The sequence below is a fragment of the Caulobacter radicis genome (genome assembly GCF_003094615.1).
Taxonomy (GTDB): Bacteria; Pseudomonadota; Alphaproteobacteria; order Caulobacterales; family Caulobacteraceae; genus Caulobacter; species Caulobacter radicis.
In genome coordinates, this window is record NZ_QDKO01000019.1 from 69,970 (window position 1) to 93,934 (window position 23,965).

The 23,965-nt window shown below is 67.1% G+C and carries 17 protein-coding genes; 8 read left to right on the forward strand and 9 right to left on the reverse strand.

The genetic code is table 11. The features are described 5' to 3' along the window. Positions 1-8: 8 nt before the first annotated feature. A complete protein-coding gene (locus DDF62_RS11220) occupies positions 9-2,036 on the reverse strand; it encodes an NAD(+) synthase (protein ID WP_116489192.1) in 2,028 nt (675 codons plus the stop codon). A gap of 201 nt (positions 2,037-2,237) precedes the next feature. On the opposite strand from DDF62_RS11220, the gene tkt reads away from it, so the two are divergent. From tkt to DDF62_RS11235, 3 genes are all read left to right on the forward strand, one after another. Beyond that, entirely contained in the window at positions 2,238-4,205 is a 1,968-nt protein-coding gene (gene tkt, locus DDF62_RS11225; protein ID WP_116489193.1) for a transketolase, read from the forward strand. A 38-nt stretch (positions 4,206-4,243) separates the two neighbouring features. Next, positions 4,244-5,326, forward strand: coding sequence for a 2OG-Fe(II) oxygenase (locus DDF62_RS11230; RefSeq protein WP_116489194.1), 1,083 nt, complete (start codon positions 4,244-4,246; stop codon positions 5,324-5,326). A 162-nt stretch (positions 5,327-5,488) separates the two neighbouring features. Next, positions 5,489-8,683, forward strand: coding sequence for a calcium-binding protein (locus DDF62_RS11235; protein ID WP_116489195.1), 3,195 nt, complete (start codon positions 5,489-5,491; stop codon positions 8,681-8,683). Positions 8,684-8,746: 63 nt separating this feature from the next. Here DDF62_RS11235 and DDF62_RS11240 read toward each other — a convergent pair whose 3' ends face one another. Both DDF62_RS11240 and gmd read right to left on the reverse strand, forming a co-directional pair. Then, the gene (locus tag DDF62_RS11240) at positions 8,747-9,703 is read right to left on the reverse strand and encodes a GDP-mannose 4,6-dehydratase (protein WP_116489196.1); all 957 of its coding nucleotides are present in this window, start codon (positions 9,701-9,703) and stop codon (positions 8,747-8,749) included. After that, complete coding sequence (gene gmd / locus DDF62_RS11245; protein WP_116489197.1) at positions 9,703-10,683, reverse strand: GDP-mannose 4,6-dehydratase; 981 nt, start codon at positions 10,681-10,683, stop codon at positions 9,703-9,705. Before gmd ends, DDF62_RS11240 begins: the two co-directional genes overlap by 1 nt. Before the next feature lie 237 nt (positions 10,684-10,920). Here gmd and DDF62_RS11250 point away from each other — a divergent pair, with 237 nt between their 5' ends. Next, positions 10,921-11,703 (forward strand): FkbM family methyltransferase, encoded by a 783-nt coding sequence (locus DDF62_RS11250; protein WP_165832234.1) that lies wholly within the window; start codon positions 10,921-10,923, stop codon positions 11,701-11,703. A gap of 37 nt (positions 11,704-11,740) precedes the next feature. Here the strand turns inward: DDF62_RS11250 and DDF62_RS11255 are convergent, their stop codons facing one another. The 4 genes from DDF62_RS11255 to DDF62_RS11270 all read right to left on the reverse strand — a co-directional run bounded on the left by DDF62_RS11255 (position 11,741) and on the right by DDF62_RS11270 (position 16,196). Further along, the gene (locus DDF62_RS11255) at positions 11,741-12,970 is read right to left on the reverse strand and encodes a glycosyltransferase (protein WP_116489199.1); all 1,230 of its coding nucleotides are present in this window, start codon (positions 12,968-12,970) and stop codon (positions 11,741-11,743) included. Beyond that, positions 12,967-14,553 (reverse strand): glycosyltransferase family 4 protein, encoded by a 1,587-nt coding sequence (locus DDF62_RS26480; RefSeq protein ID WP_116489200.1) that lies wholly within the window; start codon positions 14,551-14,553, stop codon positions 12,967-12,969. The genes DDF62_RS11255 and DDF62_RS26480 overlap by 4 nt, the downstream gene beginning before the upstream one ends. A gap of 82 nt (positions 14,554-14,635) precedes the next feature. Then, the gene (locus DDF62_RS11265; protein WP_116489201.1) at positions 14,636-15,394 is read right to left on the reverse strand and encodes an ABC transporter ATP-binding protein; all 759 of its coding nucleotides are present in this window, start codon (positions 15,392-15,394) and stop codon (positions 14,636-14,638) included. 10 nt (positions 15,395-15,404) lie between these two features. Continuing rightward, complete coding sequence (locus DDF62_RS11270) at positions 15,405-16,196, reverse strand: ABC transporter permease (protein WP_116489202.1); 792 nt, start codon at positions 16,194-16,196, stop codon at positions 15,405-15,407. 243 nt (positions 16,197-16,439) lie between these two features. Between DDF62_RS11270 and DDF62_RS11275 the strand changes: the two genes are divergently transcribed. The 3 genes from DDF62_RS11275 (at position 16,440) to DDF62_RS11285 (ending at position 20,076) form a co-directional block, all read left to right on the forward strand. Further along, on the forward strand, positions 16,440-17,642 hold the full coding sequence (locus DDF62_RS11275; protein ID WP_116489203.1) for a threonine ammonia-lyase: 1,203 nt from the start codon (positions 16,440-16,442) through the stop codon (positions 17,640-17,642). Between the two features lie 115 nt (positions 17,643-17,757). Beyond that, the gene (locus DDF62_RS11280) at positions 17,758-18,252 is read left to right on the forward strand and encodes an NUDIX hydrolase (RefSeq protein WP_208866851.1); all 495 of its coding nucleotides are present in this window, start codon (positions 17,758-17,760) and stop codon (positions 18,250-18,252) included. A 69-nt stretch (positions 18,253-18,321) separates the two neighbouring features. Then, on the forward strand, positions 18,322-20,076 hold the full coding sequence (locus tag DDF62_RS11285; RefSeq protein ID WP_116489205.1) for a hypothetical protein: 1,755 nt from the start codon (positions 18,322-18,324) through the stop codon (positions 20,074-20,076). On the opposite strand, the gene DDF62_RS11290 is transcribed toward DDF62_RS11285, so the two are convergent. Continuing rightward, entirely contained in the window at positions 20,060-21,094 is a 1,035-nt protein-coding gene (locus DDF62_RS11290) for a hypothetical protein (protein ID WP_116489206.1), read from the reverse strand. The two genes, DDF62_RS11285 and DDF62_RS11290, sit on opposite strands and share 17 nt — an antisense overlap. A gap of 239 nt (positions 21,095-21,333) precedes the next feature. On the opposite strand from DDF62_RS11290, the gene DDF62_RS11295 reads away from it, so the two are divergent. Further along, positions 21,334-22,926 (forward strand): hypothetical protein, encoded by a 1,593-nt coding sequence (locus DDF62_RS11295; RefSeq protein ID WP_133244915.1) that lies wholly within the window; start codon positions 21,334-21,336, stop codon positions 22,924-22,926. A 49-nt stretch (positions 22,927-22,975) separates the two neighbouring features. Here the strand turns inward: DDF62_RS11295 and DDF62_RS11300 are convergent, their stop codons facing one another. After that, on the reverse strand, positions 22,976-23,953 hold the full coding sequence (locus tag DDF62_RS11300) for an NAD-dependent epimerase/dehydratase family protein (protein WP_116489208.1): 978 nt from the start codon (positions 23,951-23,953) through the stop codon (positions 22,976-22,978). Positions 23,954-23,965: the final 12 nt, after the last annotated feature.

Below are 23,965 nucleotides of genomic sequence, written 5' to 3' on the forward strand. Positions count from 1 at the left end.
CTGAATTGCTATCCTGGGGTGTTCGCCGAGAGCTCGGCCAGCCAGGCGTCCGCGCTCGCGTCCGAGGGCATCCGCCAGTCGCCGCGCGGCGACAACGCGCCGCCGGACGAGATCTTCGGCCCGTTGGGCACGGCCGAGCGCTTGAACTGGTTGGCGAAGAAGCGCTTGAGGAAAAGCTCCAGCCATTTGCGGATCTCGGGCAGGTCGTAGGCGCGGCGGGCGGTCTCCGGCAGGCCCGCCGGCCAGCCGCCCTGGGCCGCGTCGCGCCAGGCGCTCCAGGCCAGGAAAGCGATCTTCGACGGCGCCATGCCGTAGCGGCTCATATAGAAGAGGTTGAAGTCCTGAAGGGCGTAGGGCCCCACGAAGCTCTCGGTGGCCTGGGTCTGCTCGCCGGGCACCAGCTCGGGCGAGATCTCGGTGGCCAGGATGTCGTCCAGGAGGGCGGTGGTCGCAGCGTCGACGTCGCCGGAATGGGCCACGAAGCGGATCAGGTGCTGGATCAGCGTCTTGGCCGCCCCGCAATTGGGGTTGTAGTGGCTCATGTGGTCGCCGACGCCGTAGGTGCACCAGCCCAGCGCCAGTTCCGACAGGTCGCCGGTGCCCACGACCAGGCCGCCGTTGTGGTTGGCCAGGCGGAACAGGTAGTCGGTGCGCAGGCCCGCCTGCACGTTCTCGAAGGTCACGTCATAGACCGGCTCGCCGCGCCCGAACGGGTGGCCCAGGTCCTTGAGCATCTGGGTCGCGGCCGGGCGGATGTCGAGCTCGGAGGCCGAGACGCCCATGGCCCGCATCAGGGCCCAGGCGTTGGACTTGGTGCGGTCGGAGGTGGCGAAGCCGGGCAGAGTGTAGGCCAGGATGTTCGAGCGCGGCAGGCCAAGCTGGTCCATGGCCTTGGCCGCCACCAGCAGGGCCTGGGTGGAGTCGAGGCCGCCGGAGATCCCGATCACCAGCTTCTTGAGGCCAGAGGCCTCGAGCCGCCGGGCCAGGCCCTGGACCTGGATGTTGTAGGCCTCGTAGCAGTTCTCGCGCAGCCTGGCCGGATCCGACGGGGTGAACGGAAAGCGCTCGACCGCCCGCGCCAGGGCCAGGTCGCCGGCCGGCGGGACGAAGTCGAACGGAACGACGCGGAACGGGACCGCCGGCGGCGCGAGCGTCATGGCGTCGCCGAAGCTGCCCACGCGCATGCGCTCCTGGCGCAGGCGCTCGACGTCGACGTCGGCGAAGGTCCAGGTCGGGCCGGTCGAGAAGCGTTCGGTCTCGGCCAGAAGAGCGCCCATCTCGTGGATGTCCAGGTGGCCGTCCCAGGCGACGTCGGTCGAGCTCTCGCCCGCGCCGGCCGCCGAATAGACATAGGCCGCGATCGTCCGCGACGACTGGCTGGCGCACAGCAGGCGGCGGGTCTCCGACTTGCCGATGGTGATGTTGCTGGCCGACAGGTTCAGCAGGATCTCGGCCCCGGCCAGGGCCTGGGCGGTGCTGGGCGGAGTGGGCGTCCAGACGTCCTCGCAGATCTCGACGCCGACGGTGAAGCCGTCCGCCTTGAACAGGATGTCGGTCCCGAACGGAGCCTGCTGGCCGGCCAGGTTCAGGGTCCTGCCGGTGACGCCGGCGCCGGGCGTGAACCAGCGGCGCTCGTAGAACTCGCGGTAGTTGGGCAGGAAGCTCTTGGGCACGATCCCCAGCACCCGGCCGGCATGGATGGCGACCGCGGTGTTGTAGAGGCGTCCGCCGTCACGCAGCGGCGCGCCGACCACGAACAGCGGGGAAAGCGTCCTGCTCTCCTCGGCCAGGGTGGCGATCGCCGCCTCGACGGCGTCCAGCAGCACGTCCTGTTGCAGCAGGTCGTCGATCGAATAGCCGGTCAGGCCCAGCTCCGGGAACGCCATGACCGCCACGCCCTGGTCGTGGCCCTGGCGCACGAGGTCGAGCACGGCGCGCGCGTTGTGGGCCGGATCGACCAGCTTCACCTTCGGAACGGCGGCGGCGACCCGGACGAAGCCGTGGCGATAGGGCGAGAAGAACGACGGGCTACCCACGTGGTCGACCTTTCGAGGTTATGCTAAAAGTGAGCATAAGTCTGCGTCCAGCTATATCCGGTCCGCGCGCCGTTGCATAGCGGCCTCAGCAGGCGGGCTATATGCCCCGGTTGCTTGACCCTGGGGGCCTCGCATGTCACGTGCGGGCCGCGCAGGCGCCCCCGCCGTCCACAGACATAAAAGCCGAAGAGCCAGAGCCCCATGCCCGTCTCGCCGATCAAGATGGCCGACGCCATCCGCGTCCTTTCGATGGAGGCCGTGCACAAGGCCAAGTCGGGTCACCAGGGCATGCCGATGGGCATGGCCGACGTGGCCACCGTGCTGTTCAGCAAGTTCATGAAGTTCGACGCCGGCAAGCCCGACTGGGCCGACCGCGACCGCTTCGTGCTGTCGGCCGGCCACGGCTCGATGCTGCTTTATTCCCTGCTTCACCTGACCGGCTACAAGGCCGTGACGATGAAGGAGATCGAGAACTTCCGCCAGTGGGGCTCGCTGACCCCGGGCCACCCCGAGGTGCACCACACCCCGGGCGTGGAGACCACCACCGGCCCGCTGGGCCAGGGCCTGGCCACCTCGGTCGGCATGGCGATGGCCGAGGCCCACCTCGCCGCCGTCTACGGCAAGGATCTCGTCGATCACCGCACCTGGGTGATCGCCGGCGACGGCTGCCTGATGGAAGGCGTCAGCCATGAGGCCATCAGCCTGGCCGGCCGCCTGAAGCTGTCGAAGCTGACGGTGCTGTTCGACGACAACAACACCACCATCGACGGCGTGGCCACCATCGCCGAGACCGGCGACCAAGTGGCGCGCTTCAAGGCCGCCGGCTGGGCCGTGAAGGTCGTCGACGGCCACGACCACGGCAAGATCGCCGCCGCCCTGCGCTGGGCGACCAAGCAGGACCGCCCGACCATGATCGCGTGCAAGACGCTGATCTCCAAGGGCGCCGGCCCGAAGGAAGGCGACCCCCACAGCCACGGCTACACCCTGTTCGACAGCGAGATCGTCGCCGCCCGCGCGGCCATGGGCTGGGACGCCGCGCCGTTCACCGTGCCGGACGACATCGCCAAGGCCTGGAAGAGCGTCGGTCGCCGCGGCGCCCGCGTCCGCAAGGGCTGGGAAGCCGCCGTCGCCGCCTCGGACAAGGGCGCGGAGTTCACCCGCGCGGTGGTCAAGGGCCAGCTGCCGGCCGACGCCTTCGCCAAGCTCGAGGCCCACATCGCCGCCGCCGTCGAGAACAAGCCGGTCAACGCCACCCGCGTCCACTCGGGCTCGGCCCTGGACCAGCTGATCCCGGCCATCCCGGAGATGATCGGCGGCTCGGCCGACCTGACCGGCTCGAACAACACCCTGGTCAAGGGCATGGGCGCCTATGACACGCCCGACTACGCCGGCCGCTACGTCCACTACGGCGTGCGCGAGTTCGGCATGGCCGCGGCCATGAACGGCATGGCGCTGCACGGCGGCGTGATCCCGTACTCGGGCACCTTCCTGGCCTTCGCCGACTACAGCCGCGCGGCGATCCGCCTGGGCGCCCTGATGCAGGCCAAGGTCATCCACGTGATGACCCACGACTCCATCGGCCTGGGCGAGGACGGCCCGACCCACCAGCCGGTCGAGCAGGTGGCCAGCCTGCGCGCCATCCCCAACCTGCTGGTCTTCCGTCCGGCCGACGCGGTGGAAGCCGCCGAGGCCTGGCAGGTGGCCCTGCAGCAGAACACCACCCCGTCGGTGATGTGCCTGTCGCGCCAGAAGACTCCGCACGTGCGCACCTTCGCCGGCGAGAACCAGGTGGCCAAGGGCGCCTATGAGCTGCTGGCCGCGCAAGGCGGCGACGCGGCCGTGACGATCTTCGCCACCGGCACCGAGGTCGGCCTGGCCGTGGCCGCCCGCGAAGTGCTGCAGTCGCAAGGCAAGCCGACCCGCGTGGTATCGGTTCCCTGCTGGGAGCTGTTCGACCAGCAGCCGGCCGCCTATCGCAAGGCCGTGATCGGCTCGGCGCCGGTGCGCGTGGCCGTCGAGGCCGGCATCCGCCAGGGTTGGGAACGCTTCATCGGCGAGGACGGCAAGTTCGTCGGCATGACGGGCTTTGGCGCCAGCGCCCCGTTCGAACGCCTCTACAAGGAGTTCGGCATCACCACCGAGGCGGTGGTGGAAGCGGCCGCCGGCTGAGGAAAGCCAAGCATCGCCACGGAAGGAGAGGAGGGGAAATGAGCGTGCCTTTTCCCGGTGAGCCGGCGCCCTGGTTCGTGGGCAAGACAAGCTCGAACGACACCTTCCATTTCTCTTCCGTGGCGGGGCGGTACATCGCCCTGCTGTTCGCGCCCTCCAGCGCCGCGCCCGACGCGCGTGCGGCCTGGAGCCGCATCGCGGCGGCGCGCGCGCTGTTCAACGACGTGCGGGCTTCCTGTTTCGGGGTGACGCTGGACCCCGAGGACGAACGGCTCGCGCGCGTCGCCGACGACGCCCCGGGCCTGCGTTGGTTCTATGATTCCGATCGGGCCATCGCCAAGCTGTACGGCATGGCCACGGACGACGATGTCGGCCGCGGAGGCTGGCTGTTGCTCGATCCGACATTGCGGGTGATGGCGGGCGGCGGCCTGGAGCAGGTCGGGTCCATGCTCGATTATCTGGGCAAGCTGCCGCCGACGAACCAGCATGCCGGGGTCGCCACCAGCCCGCCGGTGCTGGTCGTGCCCCGCGTGTTCGAGCCGCAGCTCTGCAGCGACCTGGTGGACTACTACCGGCGCACCGGCGGCCATGCCTCGGGCTTCATGCAGGAGGTCAACGGCATGACCGTGCTGGCCCATGGCGCCAGCCACAAGCGGCGCGCGGACTGCCTGATCGAGGATCGGGACCTGCGGGAGGCCTGTCGCATCCGGATCGTTCGCCGGCTGGCGCCAGCGATCGCCAACGCCTTCCAGTTCAAGGCGACCCGGATGGAGCGCTATCTCGTCTCCTGCTACGGCCCCGAAGGGCACTTCCGGGCGCATCGGGACAACACCACCAAGGGCACCGCCCACCGGCGCTTCGCCGTGACCTTGAACCTGAACGCCGGCGAGTACGACGGCGGCGGCCTGCGTTTTCCCGAGTTCAGCGGCGAGGTGATGCACGCCCCCACGGGCGGGGCGATCGTGTTCTCCTGCTCGCTGCTGCATGAGGCGACGCGCGTCACGCGGGGCGAGCGCTTCGCCTTCCTGCCTTTCCTGTACGACGAGGAGGGCGCGCGCATCCGCGAAGCTAACCGTGAATTCGTGGCCGAAACGGACGCCGATCTGGGCGACGACACGTAGGGTTGCGGAAAGTTTGTGGCCACGCTGACACGAGTTTCGTCATCGGGCGTTGATCGGGCTACGGGTTGGAAAAATGTTAAGCCTTACCTGTACACCTGACCCGCGGTGCATGTTGCTGCAGCCCTAGTCCACCAGCCCTAGTCCAGACGAGCGAGGATTTCGATGGCGTCGATTGTCGGCACACCTGGCGATGACACCCTGACGGGCACTTCGGGCCCGGACACGATCTCGGGCCTGGGGGGCAACGATGTCCTGATCGGCGGTGCGGGCGCCGACACCCTGGATGGCGGCTCCGGCGAGGACGCGGCGAGTTACCAGAACGCGACCACCGGGCTGGAAGCCTATCTGGTTCGCAACGGTCCCAATACCGGCGAGGCGGTCGGCGACACCTATACGTCGATCGAGAACCTGATCGGCAGCAACTACAACGACGGCCTTTACGGCGACGACGGCGACAACAAGCTCTATGGCGGCGCCGGCGACGACACCCTCTATGGCTGGGGCAAGGGCAACGACTGGCTGTATGGCGGCGCGGGCGTCGACAACGTCATCGGCGGCTCGGGCATCGACCACCTCGACGGCGGCGACGGCATCGACACCCTGAGCTACCAGCTGACCACCACCGGCGGCATCACCGTCTCGCTGCTGAACCCCTCGATCAACACCGGCGACGCCGCGGGCGACGTCTATACGAACTTCGAGGACGTCACCGGCACCAACTTCAACGACATCATCTACGGCGACGGCCAGGCGGTGAACAACCTCTGGGGCCTTGCTGGCGACGACAAGATCTATGGCGGCGACGGCTACGACGTCATGATCGGTGACGCGGGCGCCGACTACCTGGATGGCGGCGCGGGGCGTGACGAGGCCGACTACGAGACGGCCGACGTGGGCCTGACGGCCTCCCTGGCCGATACCTCGCTCAACACCGGCCATGCGGCCGGCGACGTCTATGTCGACATCGAGGACCTCGCCGGGTCCCTTTACAACGACATCCTCTACGGCGACGCCCAGGACAACAACATCCTCGGCTGGCCCGGCGACGACCAGATCTATGGCGGCGCTGGCTTCGACGGGCTTGAGGGCGGCCCGGGCGCGGACCGCCTCGACGGCGGCGCCGGCCTCGACCTGGTCGGCTACACCAACGCCGGCACGGCCAACGGCTTCCCGGCCAGCTACACGACGCTGGGCGTCGGCGTGACGGCTTCGCTGCTGAACCCCGGCATCAATACGGGCGAAGCGGCCGGCGACACCTACTTCAACATCGAGAACATGCAGGGCTCGGGCTTCAGCGACACGCTGGAGGGCGACAACGCGGCCAACACCCTGTTCGGCATCGGCGGCTCCGACACCCTGCGCGGCATGGGCGGCGACGACCTCCTGGAAGGCGGCGCGGGCGCCGACGCCATGGATGGCGGCACGGGCTTCGACTACGCCGTCTATACGCGCTCGACCGTGGGCGTCGTGGCGACGCTCGGCGTGGCCTTCACGGCCACCGGCGACGCGGTGGGCGACACCTATTCCAACATCGAGGGCCTGATCGGCAGCGATTACGGCGACGTGCTGGGCGGCGACGGCGCCGCGAACCGGCTGCAAGGCGGCGCCGGCAACGACAGCCTCTGGGGCGGCGGCGGGGACGACTTCCTGTACGGCGGGACCGGCGGCGACCTGATGGATGGCGGCGACGGCTTCGATACGGTGAGCTACGCCACCGCCGGCGCCGCGGTGACCGCGTCCCTGCAGAACTACAACCTGAACACCGGCGAAGCGGCCGGCGACAGCTACGGCTCGATCGAGGCCCTGGACGGCAGCCAGTACAACGACACGCTGTACGGCTACGACTTCGCGACCAGCAACCTGCACGGCGGCGCCGGCGACGACCGCCTGTTCGGCGGCGCGGCGGCCGACATCCTGATCGGCGACGCGGGCGCGGACCAGTTCAACGGCGGGGCGGGCGTCGACCTCGTCAGCTACGTGACCGCGAGCGCGGGCGTCACCGCCGACATGCTGACCACGAGCGGCACCCTGGGCGACGCCGCCGGCGACACCTTCACCCAGGTCGAGAACCTGGCCGGTTCGCTGTTCGGCGACATCCTGTCGGGCGACAACAGCGGCAACACCATCCTCGGCCTCGCCGGCAATGACTATCTCTTCGGGCGCGCCGGCAACGACGGCCTCGAGGGCGGTCTGGGCGCGGACTTCCTCGACGGCGGCGACGGTGTCGACACCGCGGGCTACGGCAACGCCGCCTCCGGCGTCACGGCGTTCCTGCTGGGCGCCAACCTGAACACCGGCGAAGCGGCCGGCGACACCTACGCCAGCATCGAAAACCTGATCGGCAGCAACTTCAACGACGTGCTGGGCGGCTCCGACGTCCAGAACACGATCTTCGGCGGGAGCGGCGCCGACGCCATTTATGGCGGCGGCGGCGACGACCTCCTGGAAGGCGGCGTCGGCGGCGATTTCCTGGACGGCCAGTCCGGCTACGACTACGCCTCCTATACCCAGGCCGGCGCGGGCGTGACGGTGTTCCTGGGCGGCGCCTTCCTGAACGCCGGCGAGGCCGTGGGCGACAGCTACACCTCGATCGAGGGCGTTCTGGGCTCGGCCTATGCCGATCTGATCGGCGGCGACAACACCAGCAACACGATCCAGGGCTACGACGGCAACGACTGGATCCTCGGCATCGGCGGCGACGACCTGCTGGTCGGCGGCAACGGCAACGACCTGCTCGAGGGCGGGATCGGTCACGACATCCTGGACGGCGGATCAGGCGACGACGTCGCTTCCTATCGCGAGGCTTCGGCCGGCGTGACCGCCTACATGAACAACTACCTCAACAATGCCGGCGAGGCGTTCGGCGACCAATACATCGCCATCGAGAACATCTGGGGGTCGGAGCACAACGACATCCTCGGCGGCACCGATGGCGCGGGCCAGGTCTACGGCTTCGCCGGGACCGACACCCTGTATGGCTATGGCGGCGACGACAACCTGTACGGCGGCGACGCGGCCGACACGCTGAGCGGCGGCACGGGGGCAGATACGTTCTTCTTCCTGCTGCAGAGCGAAGGCGGCGATACGATCACCGACTTCGTGTCGGGGCAGGATCGCATCTTCTTCTCCGAATACTGGTTCGGCCTGCCGATCGCGCCGGCCGGCGCCATCGACGCCGGGCGGTTCGTCTCGGGCAGCAATCCGGTGGCCGCCAACTCGGGGGCGACCTTCCTGTTCAACACCGGGACGCACCAGCTGTATTACGATCCCGACGGCGCCGGCAGCCAGGCCGCGATCCTGATGGCGACGTTCAGCAACAACGTGAACATCGTCGCCAGCGATATCTGGGCGGCGTAACGGGCCATGCGAAAAGGGACGCTGCGAAGCGTCCCTGACGGCCCTGTGTCCTGGGAGAGGCTTCTAGGCCGCCTTGGCGCGCCAGTAGTCGAGGACGGCCTCGATCGTATCCTCGAAGCGTTCCTGGGGCTTCCAGCCGGTCGCGGCGGCCAGGGCCGCGTTCGAGCCCGCGGCCCTTGGAATGGTCTGAGGCCGCACGCGGGCGGGGTCGACGACGAAGTCAATCTCGACCTTGGCCAGTTCGGCCAGCCGTTCCGCGATCGCCCGGACCGGACGCGTGACGCCGGAGCAGACATTGAAGGTCGTCCGCGTCTCGAAGTTCTCGGCCTGGTCCAGGACCGCGACATAGGCCCGAACGAGGTCGCGCACGTCGCCGAAGTCGCGTTCAGCCGACAGGTCGCCCACATTGATGGTCCGCGGGCCGGCGCCCTGCTCCGCGCGGGCCACCTGGGCGGCGAAGGCCGCGGCGACGAAGCGTTCGTCCTGGCCTGGGCCCAGGTGGTTGAACATCCGCAGGATCACCAGCCGGCCTCGATCGCCCCACAGGTCGCGCAACGCGTACTCCGCCGCGGCCTTGCTGCGGGCGTAGGGGTTCTCGGGCGCGAGCGGCGCGCTCTCGTCCAGCGGATCGCCGCTGGCGAACGACCGGCCATAGGCCTCGGCGCTGCTGGCGAAAATGAAGTTGGCGTCGGGGGAGGTCCGGTGAAGCGCGTCGACCAGGCGCAGCACGCCCGAGACGTTGACGTCCCAGACGGCGCGGGGCGAGCCGAAGGCGCCCTGCACGCTCGACAAGGCCGCCAGGTGGACGAGGTCCGTCGGCGCGAACGCGTCGACGACACGGTCGACGCTGTCGGTGCTGGTCAGGTCGAGAGGGGTCGACCGAATGGTCGCGATCCCGAGGTCGCCAGATCCCGTCGCCAGGATCTCCGCCTCGGGATATGCGCGGCGCAGGGCCGGAAGTAGGGCCTGGCCTACGAAGCCAGAGCCCCCGGTGACCAGAATGCGCCTGGCCGGCGACATCAGAGGTTACGCTTGTGCCGCGCCAAATCGGCCTGGACCATCTCTTCGATCATCTGTTCGAAGGTGGTTTCCGGGGTCCAGCCGAGTTGCTCGCTGGCTTTCTTGGGATCGCCGAGCAGGACGTCCACCTCGGCCGGACGCATGTGCGCCTCGGCGACGCGGACGTAATCCTCGTAGTTCAGGTCGACCGCGCTGAAAGCCAGGCGGCAGAGTTCCCGAACGGTGAACATCTTCCCCGTCGCGACGACGTAGTCGTCGGGCGTGGACTGCTGCAGCATCAGCCACATCGCCTTGACGTAGTCCCGGGCATGGCCCCAGTCGCGCTTGGCTTCGAGGTTGCCCAGCTCCACGTACGGCGCCAGGCCCAGCTTGATGCGGGCGGCGGCGTCGGTGACCTTGCGGGTCACGAACTCGAGGCCGCGCAGCGGCGATTCGTGGTTGAACAGGATGCCGCTGCTCGCGTGCATGCCGAAGCTTTCGCGATAGTTCACGGTGATCCAGTGGCCATAGAGCTTGGCCACGGCGTACGGGCTACGCGGATAGAACGGGGTCTTCTCGCTTTGCTGGGCCTCTTGGATGAGGCCGAACATTTCGGAAGACGACGCCTGGTAGAAGCGCGCTTCGGGGGCTTCGAGGCGGACGGCTTCGAGCACGTTGGTGACGCCGATCGCCGTGACCTGGCCGGTCAGGATCGGCTGCTGCCACGAAGACTTCACGAAGGATTGGGCCGCCAGATTGTAGACTTCGTCTGGCTTGACGTCGCGCACGGTGCGGATAAGGCCAGACAGGTCCGTCAGGTTGCCTTCGTGCAATTGTACGTCGTTCTCGACACCGATCCAGCGAAGGCGGTGATCGTGGACTTCGGAATGGCTGCTGCGGCGGACGACGCCATGCACCGAATAGCCTTTTTCCAACAACAACTTGGCGAGATAGGCCCCGTCTTGTCCAGTGATGCCGGTAATCAAAGCCGTTCGCGACATTCGAATCCTGACCCCCAAGTGGGAAAATTGCGAGGGGGTGTTAGCATTGGCCGTGCATCGGCACAACGCATAACGGCGCACCGTCAAAGTAACCCTGAGCATCGTTCGCCGAAGGCGTCGCTTCCCTCGCAAAGCAAGATCCGAAGGCCATGAGAATGACCGGCGGGCGCCATGGCATGGGCCAGGATTAGCTGCTATTTGCAGTTACGAAGAGCAACAATGAGAAGCAGTGTCCGTATGGATTTCGGCCAAAAGCTTGCGACGAATCGCGCAGCCGCAGTCGCTGATGCGCTCCGTATTCTGCATCTCAACGGCTGTGTGCCGAATTACGAACACATTCTGAGCAACACCTACCGAAGGGTGATTCGTCCAGGTCAAACGGTGCTGGATATCGGGGCGCACGCCGCGCTGCACCTGCGACACTTCCTGAATCTGGTCGGCGACAGCGGTTTCGTCGCGGCCTTCGAGCCCATCCCCGTCATGGCCGAGCGTCTGGTCGAGCAGTTCGGCGGGGTGCACAACGTCGAGATTCACCAGGTCGCCCTGAGCAACTACACGGGCGAGGCCAATTTCAACTTCGTCGAGAACGCGGCTGAAATGTCGGGCCTGCGGCAGCGCGAATACTTTATGGACGCCCCGCAGATTTCCACGATCAAGGTGGCGATCGATCAGCTCGATAACCTGACCGACAAGTTCCAGAAGGTCGACTATATCAAGATCGACGTCGAAGGCGGGGAAATCGACTGCCTGGCCGGGGGAAAAGAGCGCTTCTTCAAGAAGCACCGTCCCATCATTAGCGTCGAATATGGCCAGCCCAGCTACGCTGCTTACGACAACAGCGCCTATACGCTCTATGATCTCGCGACCGAGCTTGGCTATGAGCTGGCCGACATCTTCGGCAACGTGGTCGTCAATCGTCAGATGTGGGGCTACATCTGCGACCGCTCGGCCTGGGACTTCTTCATGGTGCCCTCCGAGCGCGTCCAGGAATGGGTCGACACCATGCTTGCCGACGAGTGAGGCGTCGGCGGCGACGGACCGCTCCGTCGCCGCCAGCCTATGCCCGTGAAGGAACCGGGGTCCTGGCTTCGCCGATCGCCTGGCCAAGCCCGCTGAGCGCCAGGGCGCGATCCCAATAGACCGTATCCCGAGCGTCCCGCTCGGCCTTGGTCAGCTTCAGCGCCGGGCTGCCCATGACCTTGATGGCCGCCTTGCGGAAAGCCGCCGGCGTGTCCGCGACGATCACGCCGGGCGCGTCGAGGAAGCGATCGAGGCCGCGCAGGGCGGTCGAGGTGGCGATGACCCACTTGCCGGAGGCCAAGGCCTCGGCCGACTTCAAATTGGTTCCCCCGCCGAACTTGATCGGCAGCAGGAAGGCGTGCGCCGAGGCCTTCACCGCCCACAGGTCCTCGTCGCCGAGGTCGGGGAAGAAGTGAACGCGCTGGCTGTTCGCGCCCAGGAAGCGCTGATACTCCGGATGCGAGAAGATGGCGTCCGAGGCGCCCCCGCAAACGGCTAGGCGCTTGTGCGGAGGCAGGAAATAGAAGCCGCCGGTCGCGACCAGGTCGATGAAGCCCTCGGAGTTCGGCGGATAGGCGCTGCCCACGAAGAACATGAAGGGCGCGTCGCCGAACTCGGCCTTGGCCTTGGACTCCACGAGGCGGCCCGGCGGGCGCGACGTGCCGTTCGGCGCGAGCAGGATCCTGGCCGAGGTTTCCATCGCGGCATAGACCTTGGCCTCTTCGGCCGACACCGCGATGATGATGTCCGAAGCGCCCGCCAGCTCGGTTTCCATGGCCTCGATCTCGGCCCGGAACTCGGCGGCCTTGGTCGCGGATATCCCGGCGTTCAGAAGCAGGGCTTCCTTCAGCGGACCTTCCCAGTTGTGGGACGAATAGACGATGGACACGCCGTCGAGCTTGCCCTCGGCCCGCAGCCGCTTGACCAGGGGCCACAGGAACGGCTGCTCCAGTTGGATCACGTCGGGGCGCTGGCGCGCCACGAGTCCGCTGAAGTGCGCGTAGGCGGCGGGGTTTTCGGCCGCGAAGCGCCCGGAAGCCAGGTCCGTGACGAACGGCGTATCGGTCCAGCGCGAGCCGACAAAGCCGAGCTTGATGTCGTTGGGGCCGACCGTGCCGGGGCCGTACGGGGCGGTATAGACCGCCGCGCACTCGAAGGTGTGGCCGAGCGCGCGATAGAAGTCCTGCAGCGCCGAGACGCGCAGCTGCCCGCCGTGGCGCGGCTTGGCGATGGGGTAGGTCGAAAGGGCGAGGATGCGTCGGGTCACGGCGTCACCAGGGCGTCGAGGCGCTCGAAGAAGAGTTCGGCAGCCTTGTCCCAGCTCGTCGGCTGGTAGTTGACGCGAACCGCCCGGCGCTGCCTGGCCAGTTCGGCGGAATCCGAGAACAGTTGCGCCATGGCGTTCGCCCAGCCGTGGATATCCACGGGGTCCTTGTAGGTCACCATCGTGCCGCCGACCTCCGGCAGGGAGCCGGTCGGGCTCGAGATGCAGGGCAGGCCGTGGCTGAGCATTTCCGCCAGGGGCAGGCCGTAACCTTCGTAGCGCGAGGGGAACAGGCCGAACTCGGCGCCGCGGTAGAGGGCGTTGAGCGCGGCGTCGCTGATGCCCTGCAGGATGACGATGGTCGAGCGCGTGCGGGGATTGGTGCGGATCTCGTGCATCAGCTCCCCGGTGTTCCAGCCATGGCGGCCGACGAACACCAGGCGGCAGGTCTCCGGGTCGACGGCGCCTTGCTGGATGAGCTGGTCCCAAGCCTCGTAGAGCGCCCGGTGGTTCTTGCGCGGCTCGATCGTCGACACGAACAGGGCGTAGCGCTTGCCCTTGAGCGCCGGCGGCAGCTCCGCGTCGCTCTCGTCGTTGTCGGGCAGATCGCCGCCCAACGGGAAGTTCGCCAGGCCCAGCGGCGGCAGGCCGTTCTCGATGCAGTGCTCGCGGACATCCCGCTCGGTGCATTCGGAAATGCACATGCCGTAGTCCGCCGTCCAGAACAGCTCCCCGAAATAGTCGGTCAGGAGATCGACGTAGAACGGCACCACATAGTGCGGGAACTTCAACGGGATGAGGTCGTAGATGATGGCCGCGTAGCGGAACTTGTGTTCGGCCTTGAGGGCGTAGATCGCGCGGAGGTTCTTGTGATCCCAGTCGAGGCCGCCCGAGATGATGGTCAGGTCGGGGCCGAGCGGAATGAGGTCAGGCGCGGCTTCGCGAAGCGGCACGCGCACGTCGGGCAGGGTCTGGGCCCGGCTCTCCAGGCTTTCGGCCTGCAGCTGCTTGATCTGCTCGAGCGAGAACGAGCGCCCGCGCAGGCGCTGGATCGCCTGATAGAGGCGCGCATGGCCCAGGACGTATTCCCGGCCGAGCCGGCGCAGGCTGAGCGTCGGTGCGCCCGTCTCCGCGGCCAGGCTGTGGATGGCGGGCATGTCCACCTTGCGGCCGCGCACCACCTGGGTGAGGGCGAACAGGGCGGGGCGGCGCAGCAGATGCGCGCGCAGCTGGACGCGCAGCGCCATGTCCGTCTGGGCCAGCGGCGCCTTGCCGGACTGTTCGAAGTCAAGCTGCAGCCGCCCCTCGATGATCTCCATCGCCGCGGCGACGGAGATGCGGCGGAAGCAGTTCTGCTGCGTGTCGTAGACGCAGTAGTCGAGCCGGTCGCCCCAGCGCGCGGCGGCGCGCCGGGCCAGTTCGCGCTCGACGCGCACGATCCCAACGGCGATGCCGCCCCAGCGCGCGGAGGTCGAGAGGTCGAAGGCGAGGCGCTTGCCCGGCAGGCTCGCACGCGCCTTTTCCTTCGCGCTCCGGCGAGTCGTCTTAGGCGTTCGAGCAGGGGCGGCGCTCAGCTTTTCGTCCATGTCACCCTATCATGGCTGGCTTGCGTCGGTAGAAGGTACGCACTGGAGGCCTTGGCGCCCTACTTCGGCGCGTCCGGCAATCTTACTCCCTGGCGACAGCGCCGTTCTCGATCCATTCCAGCCACTCGCTGGTGGTGCCGAAAAACCCGATCCTGCCGCTGCCCAGGGCGCAGACCTTGTTGCACACGCGCTGGACCAGGCCAAAATCGTGGGTCGCCAGGACAACGATCTTAGCCTTGTCGACGAAGCGGTCCATGCGCTTGGTGGCTTCGGCCTGGAAGTCGGCGTCGCCGGCGCTGAGCCACTCGTCCATGATCAGGATGTCGGCCTCGAAGGCCGTGGTGACCGCGAACATCAGGCGCGCGACCATGCCTTGCGAGTAGGTGCGGACGGGCAGGTGGATGAACTGCGCCAGGCCCGAGCTGGAGATGATGTCGTCCAGCTTGCTCTGCACGGTCTTGCGCGGGACCATCCGCATCCGGCCCAGGTTGTAGATGTTCTGCAGGCCCGACACATCGTAGTCGAGGCCGGCCGAGACGGAGATCGTCGTGGCGACACTGCCGTTCATCGAGACGCGGCCAGCCGTCGGCTCGTAGATCCCCGCCAGGACCTTCAGCAGGGTGGTCTTGCCCGATCCGTTGTGGCCCACCAGGGCGACGCGGTCGCCCTCGCTGAGCTTCATGTTGATGTTCGCCAGCGCCCGGACCACGGTCACGTCGGCGCTGCTGTACATCTGGCCGCCGATGTTCCGCGCGAACACGGCGCTGCGGATGGAGTGCGCCCGGACCGAATAGACCGGATAGTCCAGGGTGACGCCGCTGAGTTCCACGAAGTGCTTCATCGCGTGCACCTTAGAGCCAGAAGATGACGCGCTTACGCAGCGCGGCAAGCAGGATCACGGCGAGGACCAGCATCGTGGCCGTCCAGCCCAGCCCCCAGGTCCAGTCGGAAATCGTCGGCGCCTGGCCGAGCAAGGGGGTCCGGATCAGGGCCACCAGGTGGGTGAAGGGGTTGTATTCGACCACCATGTGCCGCAGGCCGGTGCTGTTCTCGGCGCGCCAGAACACCGGCGTCATGAAGAACAGCAGCTGGATCGCAAAGCCGACCATGAAGCCGATGTCGCGGAAGCGCGTCGACGGCAAGGCCACGACCAGGCTGGCCAGCAGCGTCGCCAGCAGCGCCAGCGGAAGGGACAGTATGATCGTCCAGGACGGAATGGCGGCGAGGCCCAGGACGAGCAGCACGGCCCAGTAGGTGATCAGCTGCGCGGCGAAGTTGATCAGGATGCGCATCAGCGACAGCCAGGCGTGGAACGAAAGGGGCAGGCGCTGCACCTGCATCATCCCGGCCCCGTTGATGAACATGTTGGCGCCTTCGCCGATCCCCGAACCGACCATGCCCCAGGCGAGAATGCCGGCGAGCACGTAGGGGAAGCTTTCGCGCCAGGGCGTGCCCATCATGCCGCCGAAGACGAAGCTGAGCGCGAAGCCCATCGAGAGCAGGGTCGTCGAAAGCCAGAACGGGCCGAGCAGGGTCCTGCGGAACCGCCCGATGGTCTGTTCCCAACCAAGGCTGGTCCATAGGGGGGCGAGCCGGATCCCGTCTGCGAGATCGGTCAGAGCGGCCCTCAAAGCGTGCGACATTCCCGATTCGATCCGAATATGGTGACGAAACACCTTCGACAACTCACAGACCGAAGGTCCGCCGCGTCTAGGCACTATGGAAAGACAAGTCAACGGCCTGAAAAAAGGCTGACGAGGCGATAAGTAGAAGCCTCATTTCGGCCGTGTTCAGGAAAGTCCTATATGGGCTGCGCTTGCCTGCGAAAGCGGCTATTAGCTGCACGCTCGGGTCCGCTCTCCCGTTCGCCACGACAAGATCGTTTTATGACACTCGACATCAAGTCCGTTCGCGCCGCCGCCGAGCGGCTTTCCGGCCATATCGAGCGCACCCCCTGCCGCTACTCCAGGACGCTTTCGGCGATCACCGGGGCGGAAGTCTGGGTGAAGTTCGAGAACCTGCAGTTCACCGCCGCCTACAAGGAGCGCGGCGCGCTCAACAAGCTGATGTTGCTCTCCGAGGCGGAAAAGAAGACCGGCGTGATCGCCGCGAGCGCCGGCAACCACGCGCAAGGCCTGGCCTATCATGGCGCGCGGCTCGGCGTTCCGGTCACCATCGTGATGCCCAGGACGACGCCGTTCATCAAAGTCCAGCACACGCGCGACTTCGGCGCGACCGTCGTGATCGAGGGCGAGACCTATGACGAGGCTTCAGCCCATGCGCGCAAGCTGCAGGCCGAGCAGGGGCTGACCTTCGTCCACCCCTTCGACGACTACGACATCATGGCCGGCCAGGGCACCATCGCGCTCGAAATGCTGGAAGACGCGCCCGATCTCGAGGTGCTGCCGGTGCCGATCGGCGGCGGCGGACTGATCAGCGGCGTGGCGACCGCGGCCAAGGCCCTGAAGCCGGATATCCGCATCGTGGGCTGCGAGCCGGCCATGTATCCGTCCTTCACGGCCAAGATGCGCGGCGTGCAGGCCCATTGCGGAGGCCAGACCATCGCCGAGGGCGTCGCGGTCAAGACGGTGGGCGAGTTGACCTACGCCGTGGCCCGTCCGCTGATCGACGACGTGCTGCTGCTCGAGGAGCCTCATATCGAGCAGGCGGTCGCCCTCTACTGCAACGTCGAGAAGACCATCGCCGAGGGCGCGGGCGCGGCGTCGCTGGCCGCCCTCCTGGCCTATCCGGAACGCTTCCGGGGCAAGAAGTGCGGCCTCATCCTGTGCGGGGGCAATATCGATACGCGGCTGCTCGCATCGGTCCTGACCCGCGAGCTGGTGCGCGCCCAGCGGCTGGTGTCCCTGCGGATCGTCGGCGACGACCGTCCCGGCCTGCTGTCGACGGTCTCTCACGTGATCGGCGCGATGGGGGCGAACATCATCGAGGTCAATCACAATCGCCTGGCGCTCGACGTTCCCGCCAAGGGCGCGGAGTTCGACATCACGATCGAAACCCGCGACGCCCAGCACACGCAGGAGGTCATCGACGCCCTGCGCGAGAAGGGCTACCCGCCGCGCACGGTTTGACGCCGGGGGAGGGGATCGCCTGATGGAGCCGTGGCCGGATCATCCTGTCGAGGTCGTGCGAAGGCGGACGCGTCCGCTTTCGCCTTGGCTGCAGATCGACGAGATCGAGGTCCGCATGCCTGGATCGACCGGGGTGGAAACCTATCACGGGCTGCGTCAGGCCGATGCGGCCATGGTGCTGGCGATGACCGCCGACTTCCAGTTCCTGATCGTCCGGCAGTATCGCCCGGTCATCGAGGCGTGGACCTGGGAGCTGCCGGCCGGCTGCGTGGATCCCGGCGAGGATCCCGCGGCGGCCGCGGCGCGGGAGCTGGCCGAGGAGACCGGCTACCGGGTCGGGCGGATGATCCCGCTGGGCGCGCTCCATGAGGATCCTCCACGCAGGACCAACCGCATCTACGACTTCTTCGCGCTTCTGGAGCCTGAGCCCAGCGCCCCGGAGGCCGGCATGGCGCCGCGGCTGGTTTCAGGGGGCGACTTGAAGGCGATGGCCCTGGCCGGAGAGCTGGCGGTTCCCAGCCAGGTCGCGCTGCTGTTCCGCGCCGCCTGCAACGCGGAAGTTCAGCAATTTTTGCGCGCCCTGGGGTTGCAATCGCCGCCCTGGATCTGACGGTCTGGGGCTGCATTGCGATCCCAGGCGCCCTTGCGCGATTGGCTCGCGCACGAGAAAACGTGAATCATGACCGCCAAGCGCACGCCCCAAGCAAAGCCCTCGTCGCATCGTTCCAAGGGGCGCCCCGGGACCAAGGCCGAGGTGGTCGCGGCGCCGGTCGCGCGACCGGCCGTTTTCGTCCATTCCAGCTTTCGAACCGCCAGCACCTGGTTGTGGACCCGCTTCCGCGGCAACGCGAACACGGTCGCCTACTGCGAGATCTTTCACGAGATCCTGGCCGGGCTGACGCTGGACGAGATCCCGCGCATCGGTCCGAGCTCCTGGCGCTCGCGCCATCCGGCCAGCTCGCCCTACTTCATCGAGTTCTTCGACCTGCTGGGGCCTGGCGGCGGCGTTCAGGGGTTCAGCAAGAGCATGCCCTTCGAGTGGTTCGTGCCTCGCGACGGCGTGCTGGGCGACCTGACCGATGACGAGGTCGCCTATGTGGGCCGACTGATCGACAATGCGGCGAGTTCCTCCCGCACCGCGGTGCTGACCGACACCCGGACGCTTGGCCGGGCTGTCGGCATGAAGCGACGCTTCGGCGGGCTGCATATTTTTATCTACCGCAATCTTTTTCAGCAGTGGTGCTCGTACTCGAGCCAGCACCGCGACGGTAATCGCTACTTCATCGACAGCATAAAGAACTCGATCGAATATTCCGAACACGTCGAGTTCTTCAGGAAGATAAAATATTTCCTCAGCGTTCAGAACCAGGTCGACAGCGAGGACTGGTTGACGCGGTGCTCGTACGACGACGTCTTCGTCGCGTTCATGGCGCTGCACATCTACCTGTATCTGGTCGCCTACGCTGAGCTCGATCTGCCGATCGATGTCAATCGCCTGGCCGGGGATAAAGCCTACCGGCAGGAAATCGAACAGCGGATCGCCAGCCAGGCCGGCGTGGAGGTGGATCTCTCCGACGCCATCACCACCATCGAGGCGCCCCTGAAGCCCCTCGAAGACCCCAAAGGCGTGGCGTTCAAGATCGATACCTTCCTGCGCCACGCGCTCGAGGACCTTCGCCCCACGGCCGAGGCCGAAGCCTTCGTGCGCGGCCTGATCCGCGACATGTGGGACGAGCACGCCCGCTTCACCTTCTATACGCGCTCGCTCTTCGCGGCCTCGGCTCAGGCGGTCGATCGCTCGGCCGAGGAGGCCGCGCTCAAGAGGGCCGAGGCGCTAGAGGCGGAGCTGGATGGCGTGCGCTCGGCCGCCGAGCAGATGGTTGGCGAGGTGCTCAAGCGCAACCAGGTCCTCAACGCCGAGCAGGCGGACGAGATCGACCGCTTGCAGGGCCTGCTGTCGGACCAGGGCCGGGAGAACAACGTGCTGGCCGATCGGCTTGTCGCGATCGAGAGCGAGCTGCGGCACGAGTTGAAGTTCAGCGAGCGGCTGAACGAGAACATCGCCGTTCTGGAGCAGGCCTTCCAGCGGATCCGCGACGAACTTGTCGTTCGCGGCGACGTGGATGGCGCGGGCGCCGCCCCGCGGGCGGACCTGCCCAACGACGCCGGGGCCAAGCTGCTGGCGCTGGTCTCGGCCGTCGACGACGCCGCCGGCGTCCTTGTCCGCGAGCGTCAGGCGCTGCAGGCGGCCGGCGAGCGCCAGACGCGCGACCAGGGGCGCATCGTTCGCCTGATCGAGCGCCGGCAGGTGATGATCGAGCAGCGCGACGCCCTGCTCGACCTCGTGGAGAAAATGGAAACCCGCAACCGGCTGGCTCGCGCGTTGCTCACGCGCGAGCCGGTTGGCGTGGACGGCGTCAGTCGGTCGTTCTGATCCACAGCTGGCAGCCGTCCCGCAGCGTATGCAGGATGGCGGGGTCGGCGCCGTCCTGCTGGATCTCGCAGGGCTGGGACACGACGTTTCGCCATTTGGCGGCCGACAGCATCTCCCAGATCTCCAGGTCCGCTCGCGGGGTGTGGGTCGACAGCAGGATCGCGCGCACGGGGCCCGTCGTCAGGTCGATGCTGGACAGGATCTCCCGCTCCTCGCCGCCGGTGGTGAGCACCAGGAGGTCGATTTCCGGCTCCTGCGAGAAGATCTCCTGCACGTCGACGGTCTTGCAGGACCGCCATCCATCCCGGCTGCGCTTCGCGGAGGGGCGGGGGGCCGAGCGGTGGCCGAACTCGATGGACGGGTGCGCCAGGATCGGGTGCTCGGCGGCTTCCGCGCCGGGGATCACCGCGGCCTGGATGACCGTGGTCTCTTCCTCGGTGAAGCCGTTGACCGACAGGTGCTCGCGCATGACGGCGCAGAGCTCCGGCGCGGGCTCGACGCCGACAAGGCGGACGGCGTCGATCTGCTTGCTCCGGGCCGCGAGGCCGGCGGCCACCAGCCAGGGGCCCCAGGCCGCGCCGATCTCGACGGCGACGAAGCGCTGCCGACCCCGTTCCGCCGCCGCCTTCACGGCCGCCAGAACCGCCAGCCATTCGGGCAGGGAGCCGAACAGGTTGCCCAGGACGGGCGGCGCCTCGACCTGGCCGCCCTTGTCGTGCGCCCAGGCCAGGACGCCCGTGCGGGTCAGGCCGCCCAGGAAGTCGGTGACGTAGTCGGCGCGACCTTGCAGGCCCGGCGCCGCGAACTCCGACAGCAGGCCGATATCGAGGCGCCCATCCAGGCGCGAGCCGTGCCGGAGCTGGAATTCCAGCGTGTGCAGGAAGCTGGAGACAAGCGCCACGCGCGAGGGATAGGTCAGCGCCCGATCGATCAGGGCCTGCGGATACTCAGGTTCGCGACCCAGCAGCAGCCGATAGCATCCATGGACGTCTTCCGGCGTCGAATTGCGCTCACTCATGCAGATCTCCAGTAGCGTCGGTCCAGAGCCGCGAAACCGCGACGATCCGAGCGACGCATCGCCCCGTTTTGGATCGGGCTTTCATACTCGATCACCGCGCAGGATCAATCAAAGCGGTACCTGGCGGGGGCTCCGGCCCGAGATCGTGCAGGTGCTCATATGGGTTGCGAGGCTAGGCAGCCTGCGTTAGATCGCTCAGAGTATGAATTTTTGAGCGATGTTGCGCGAGATTTTAGTAAATGACTGGCCTGTCCGCTATACACATTCACGCGGGGTTTCGCACGGGTAGCACTCTGGTGTGGGCCGCAATGAAGTCTGCGGGTGGCAATACGCCGTTCTATGAGCCGCTGCATGAAGAACTGTCGATCATTACAGATTTCGACAACAGATCTATTGATGAAAGCATCGTGGAAGATTTGGGTGTTCGCAAGAATGCTGATGTCTTCGAGTGCTACAAGGGGTTGATAAACCCGCTGGGCGGATTGCGAGGGTTTCGTAAATCCTTCTCATATGAGCGCTTCTTTCTCGATCGCGCCGAGCCGGCCGCGGATCTGGCCCGCTATCTCAATTCGCTCGAACTACTGGCGCGATCGCGCGGCCATCGGCCGGTGCTGAAGTATGTGCGCAGCCAGGGACGGATTGGATGGATCCGCCAGAACTGCGGCGGGGTGCATCTGGCCCTGCTGCGTCCGTGCTTCGATCAGTTCCGCTCGTACATGTGGAACGCCGAGCATGGGAACCTGTATTTCATGGCGGCGAACTGCCAGATCTTCGCGCAGAACGTTTCGGCGTTCGACGCCGAGCTGGCCGCGAAGCTGGTGAAGATCCCCGTCTTCCAGAGCCCGAACCTGGCGGTCGAGCAGGCCTACTACGCCAAGGTCGCGGCCAATCTGGACATCCACCAGCTCTATTTCATTCACGCCTATCTCTGGAAGCGTCAATTCAGGCATGCGCTGGAGGCGGCGGATGCGATCTTCGATATCGCGGCCGGGCCCGAGCGGATCGCCGAAATGAACGCGCTGATGGCGGAGCATGACTTCAAGCTCGACCTTTCCGGCGTGAGGCCGTCCAAGATCGACACCATGCCTCAGTTCAAGGAGCGCTTCGCACGTATCGAGGCCCTGGCCGACTATTGCCTCTGGTCGGGCGGGCATGTGCGGATGTTCAAGCGACGGACGCCGGCGCATCGCTTCCTGCAGGAGCGCCTGGAGGCCGAGGCCGTTCAGGCGGAGCGCCTTTCCGAGGTCGGTCCGTTCGAGCGCTTCTCGTCGATGGAGATGCTCGGCGCGCTGGATCCCGAAGGCCGCCGTGCGCCTGAGCTGCCCGATCCCTGCGCGGCCAGCTTCTTCGGCGGCCACTCGGTGCCCGAGCCCCTGCGGACGGTTCCGCACCGCCTGAGCGGCGACGCCGACAATGTCCTGCGGGTCGATGCGCAGGCGATGTACGTGCCGCCCGGCGCGGCTCTTCGCCTGGATGCGCAGACGCAGATCTATACCATCACGTCGGCCCGCCCGGAGCGGTCGCTGGTTGCGTTCGGGCCCCACTGGGTGCTTCCGGCGGGCCGTTACAGCCTGACCCTGACCTATGACGGCGCGCCGTTGCCGGCGTCGGCGGACGGTGCGGCGATGCTGGACATCGTGGGCGACTACGGCGCCATTCGGGTGCTTGAAGCGCAACCCCTGCCGCTGAAGGGATGGGCCAACGAGACGGTGGTCTTCTCGTGCGATCGGTCCGTGCCGGCTTTCGAGGTGCGCATCCACGCGGAAGGCGCAGCGCTGCGGGTGGCGAGCTACACCCTGCGCCGGGAGGACGGGCAAGGCCCCGGCGCCTGAAGCGACCAGCCCAGGGGCGCCGGCGGCGCCCCTGGGGGTCGGTAGAGGCTTAGAGCCCCAGCAGCTTGGCTTGGTAGGCGACGCCGCGCGCCACGCCTTCCTCGAAGCCGATCAGCGGCTTGAGGCCCAGCTTGTTCTGAAGGGTGGTGTCGCCCACGCGCGCGAACACGCCTTCCGGCTTGTCCGAGGTGCCGATGACCGTCGGATCGTAACCGGCGGCGTTGGCCGCGATCTTGGCGAACTCCTTGAACGTGGTCTTCCGGGCGGTCGACAGGTTGATCGCGTCGCCGTTGCTGATCAGGTCCATCGATTCAAGCACGAAGCGCACGGCGTCGCTGATGTGGATGAAGTCGCGCGACTGATCGCCCGTGCCCCAGACGGTCAGGGTGTCCTGGCCGCGGAACTCCAGAGCGCGCTTGCAGATGCTCGGGAAGGGGTAGGTCAGGTCCTGGTCTTCGCCATAGCCCGAGAACGGACGATAGCAGACCATGTCGAGGTCGTAGCTCTTGTGCGCAAGGCGAGCCAGGTACTCGCCCGTCAGCTTGGCCCAGCCGTACGAGAGGTCCGGCATGCCCAGCTTGGTGTCGAAGTCGATCATGTCTTCCGACAGCAGGTGCTGGTTGTCGCGCGTCTGCAGCGAGATCGGATAGGCGGCCGACGACGAGAAGAAGATGTTCTTCTTCGGACGGGTGCGCAGCGCCCAGCGGAAGAAGTCGGCGTCGATCGCCAGATCCTCGGCCACGGCCAGCGGATCATACTCGATCATCAGGCGGCCGCCGACCATGGCGGCCAGGTGGAAGGCGTAGTCGAACTTCTCGTCCTTGCGGAAGTATTCGCGGCAGTCCTGTTCGACCCAGGTGAAGCCCTTGTAGGTGCGGGGGTCGTACAGCGGCCATTCCTCGGGGCGGAGGCCACCGGTGCGCGGCACGATCGGATCGACGCAGACGACGTCCCAACCGCGCTCGAGCAGCGCGTGGCAGAGATGGCGGCCCACAAAGCCGGCCCCGCCGGTAACCAAAGCTCTCACTTAAATTCTCCT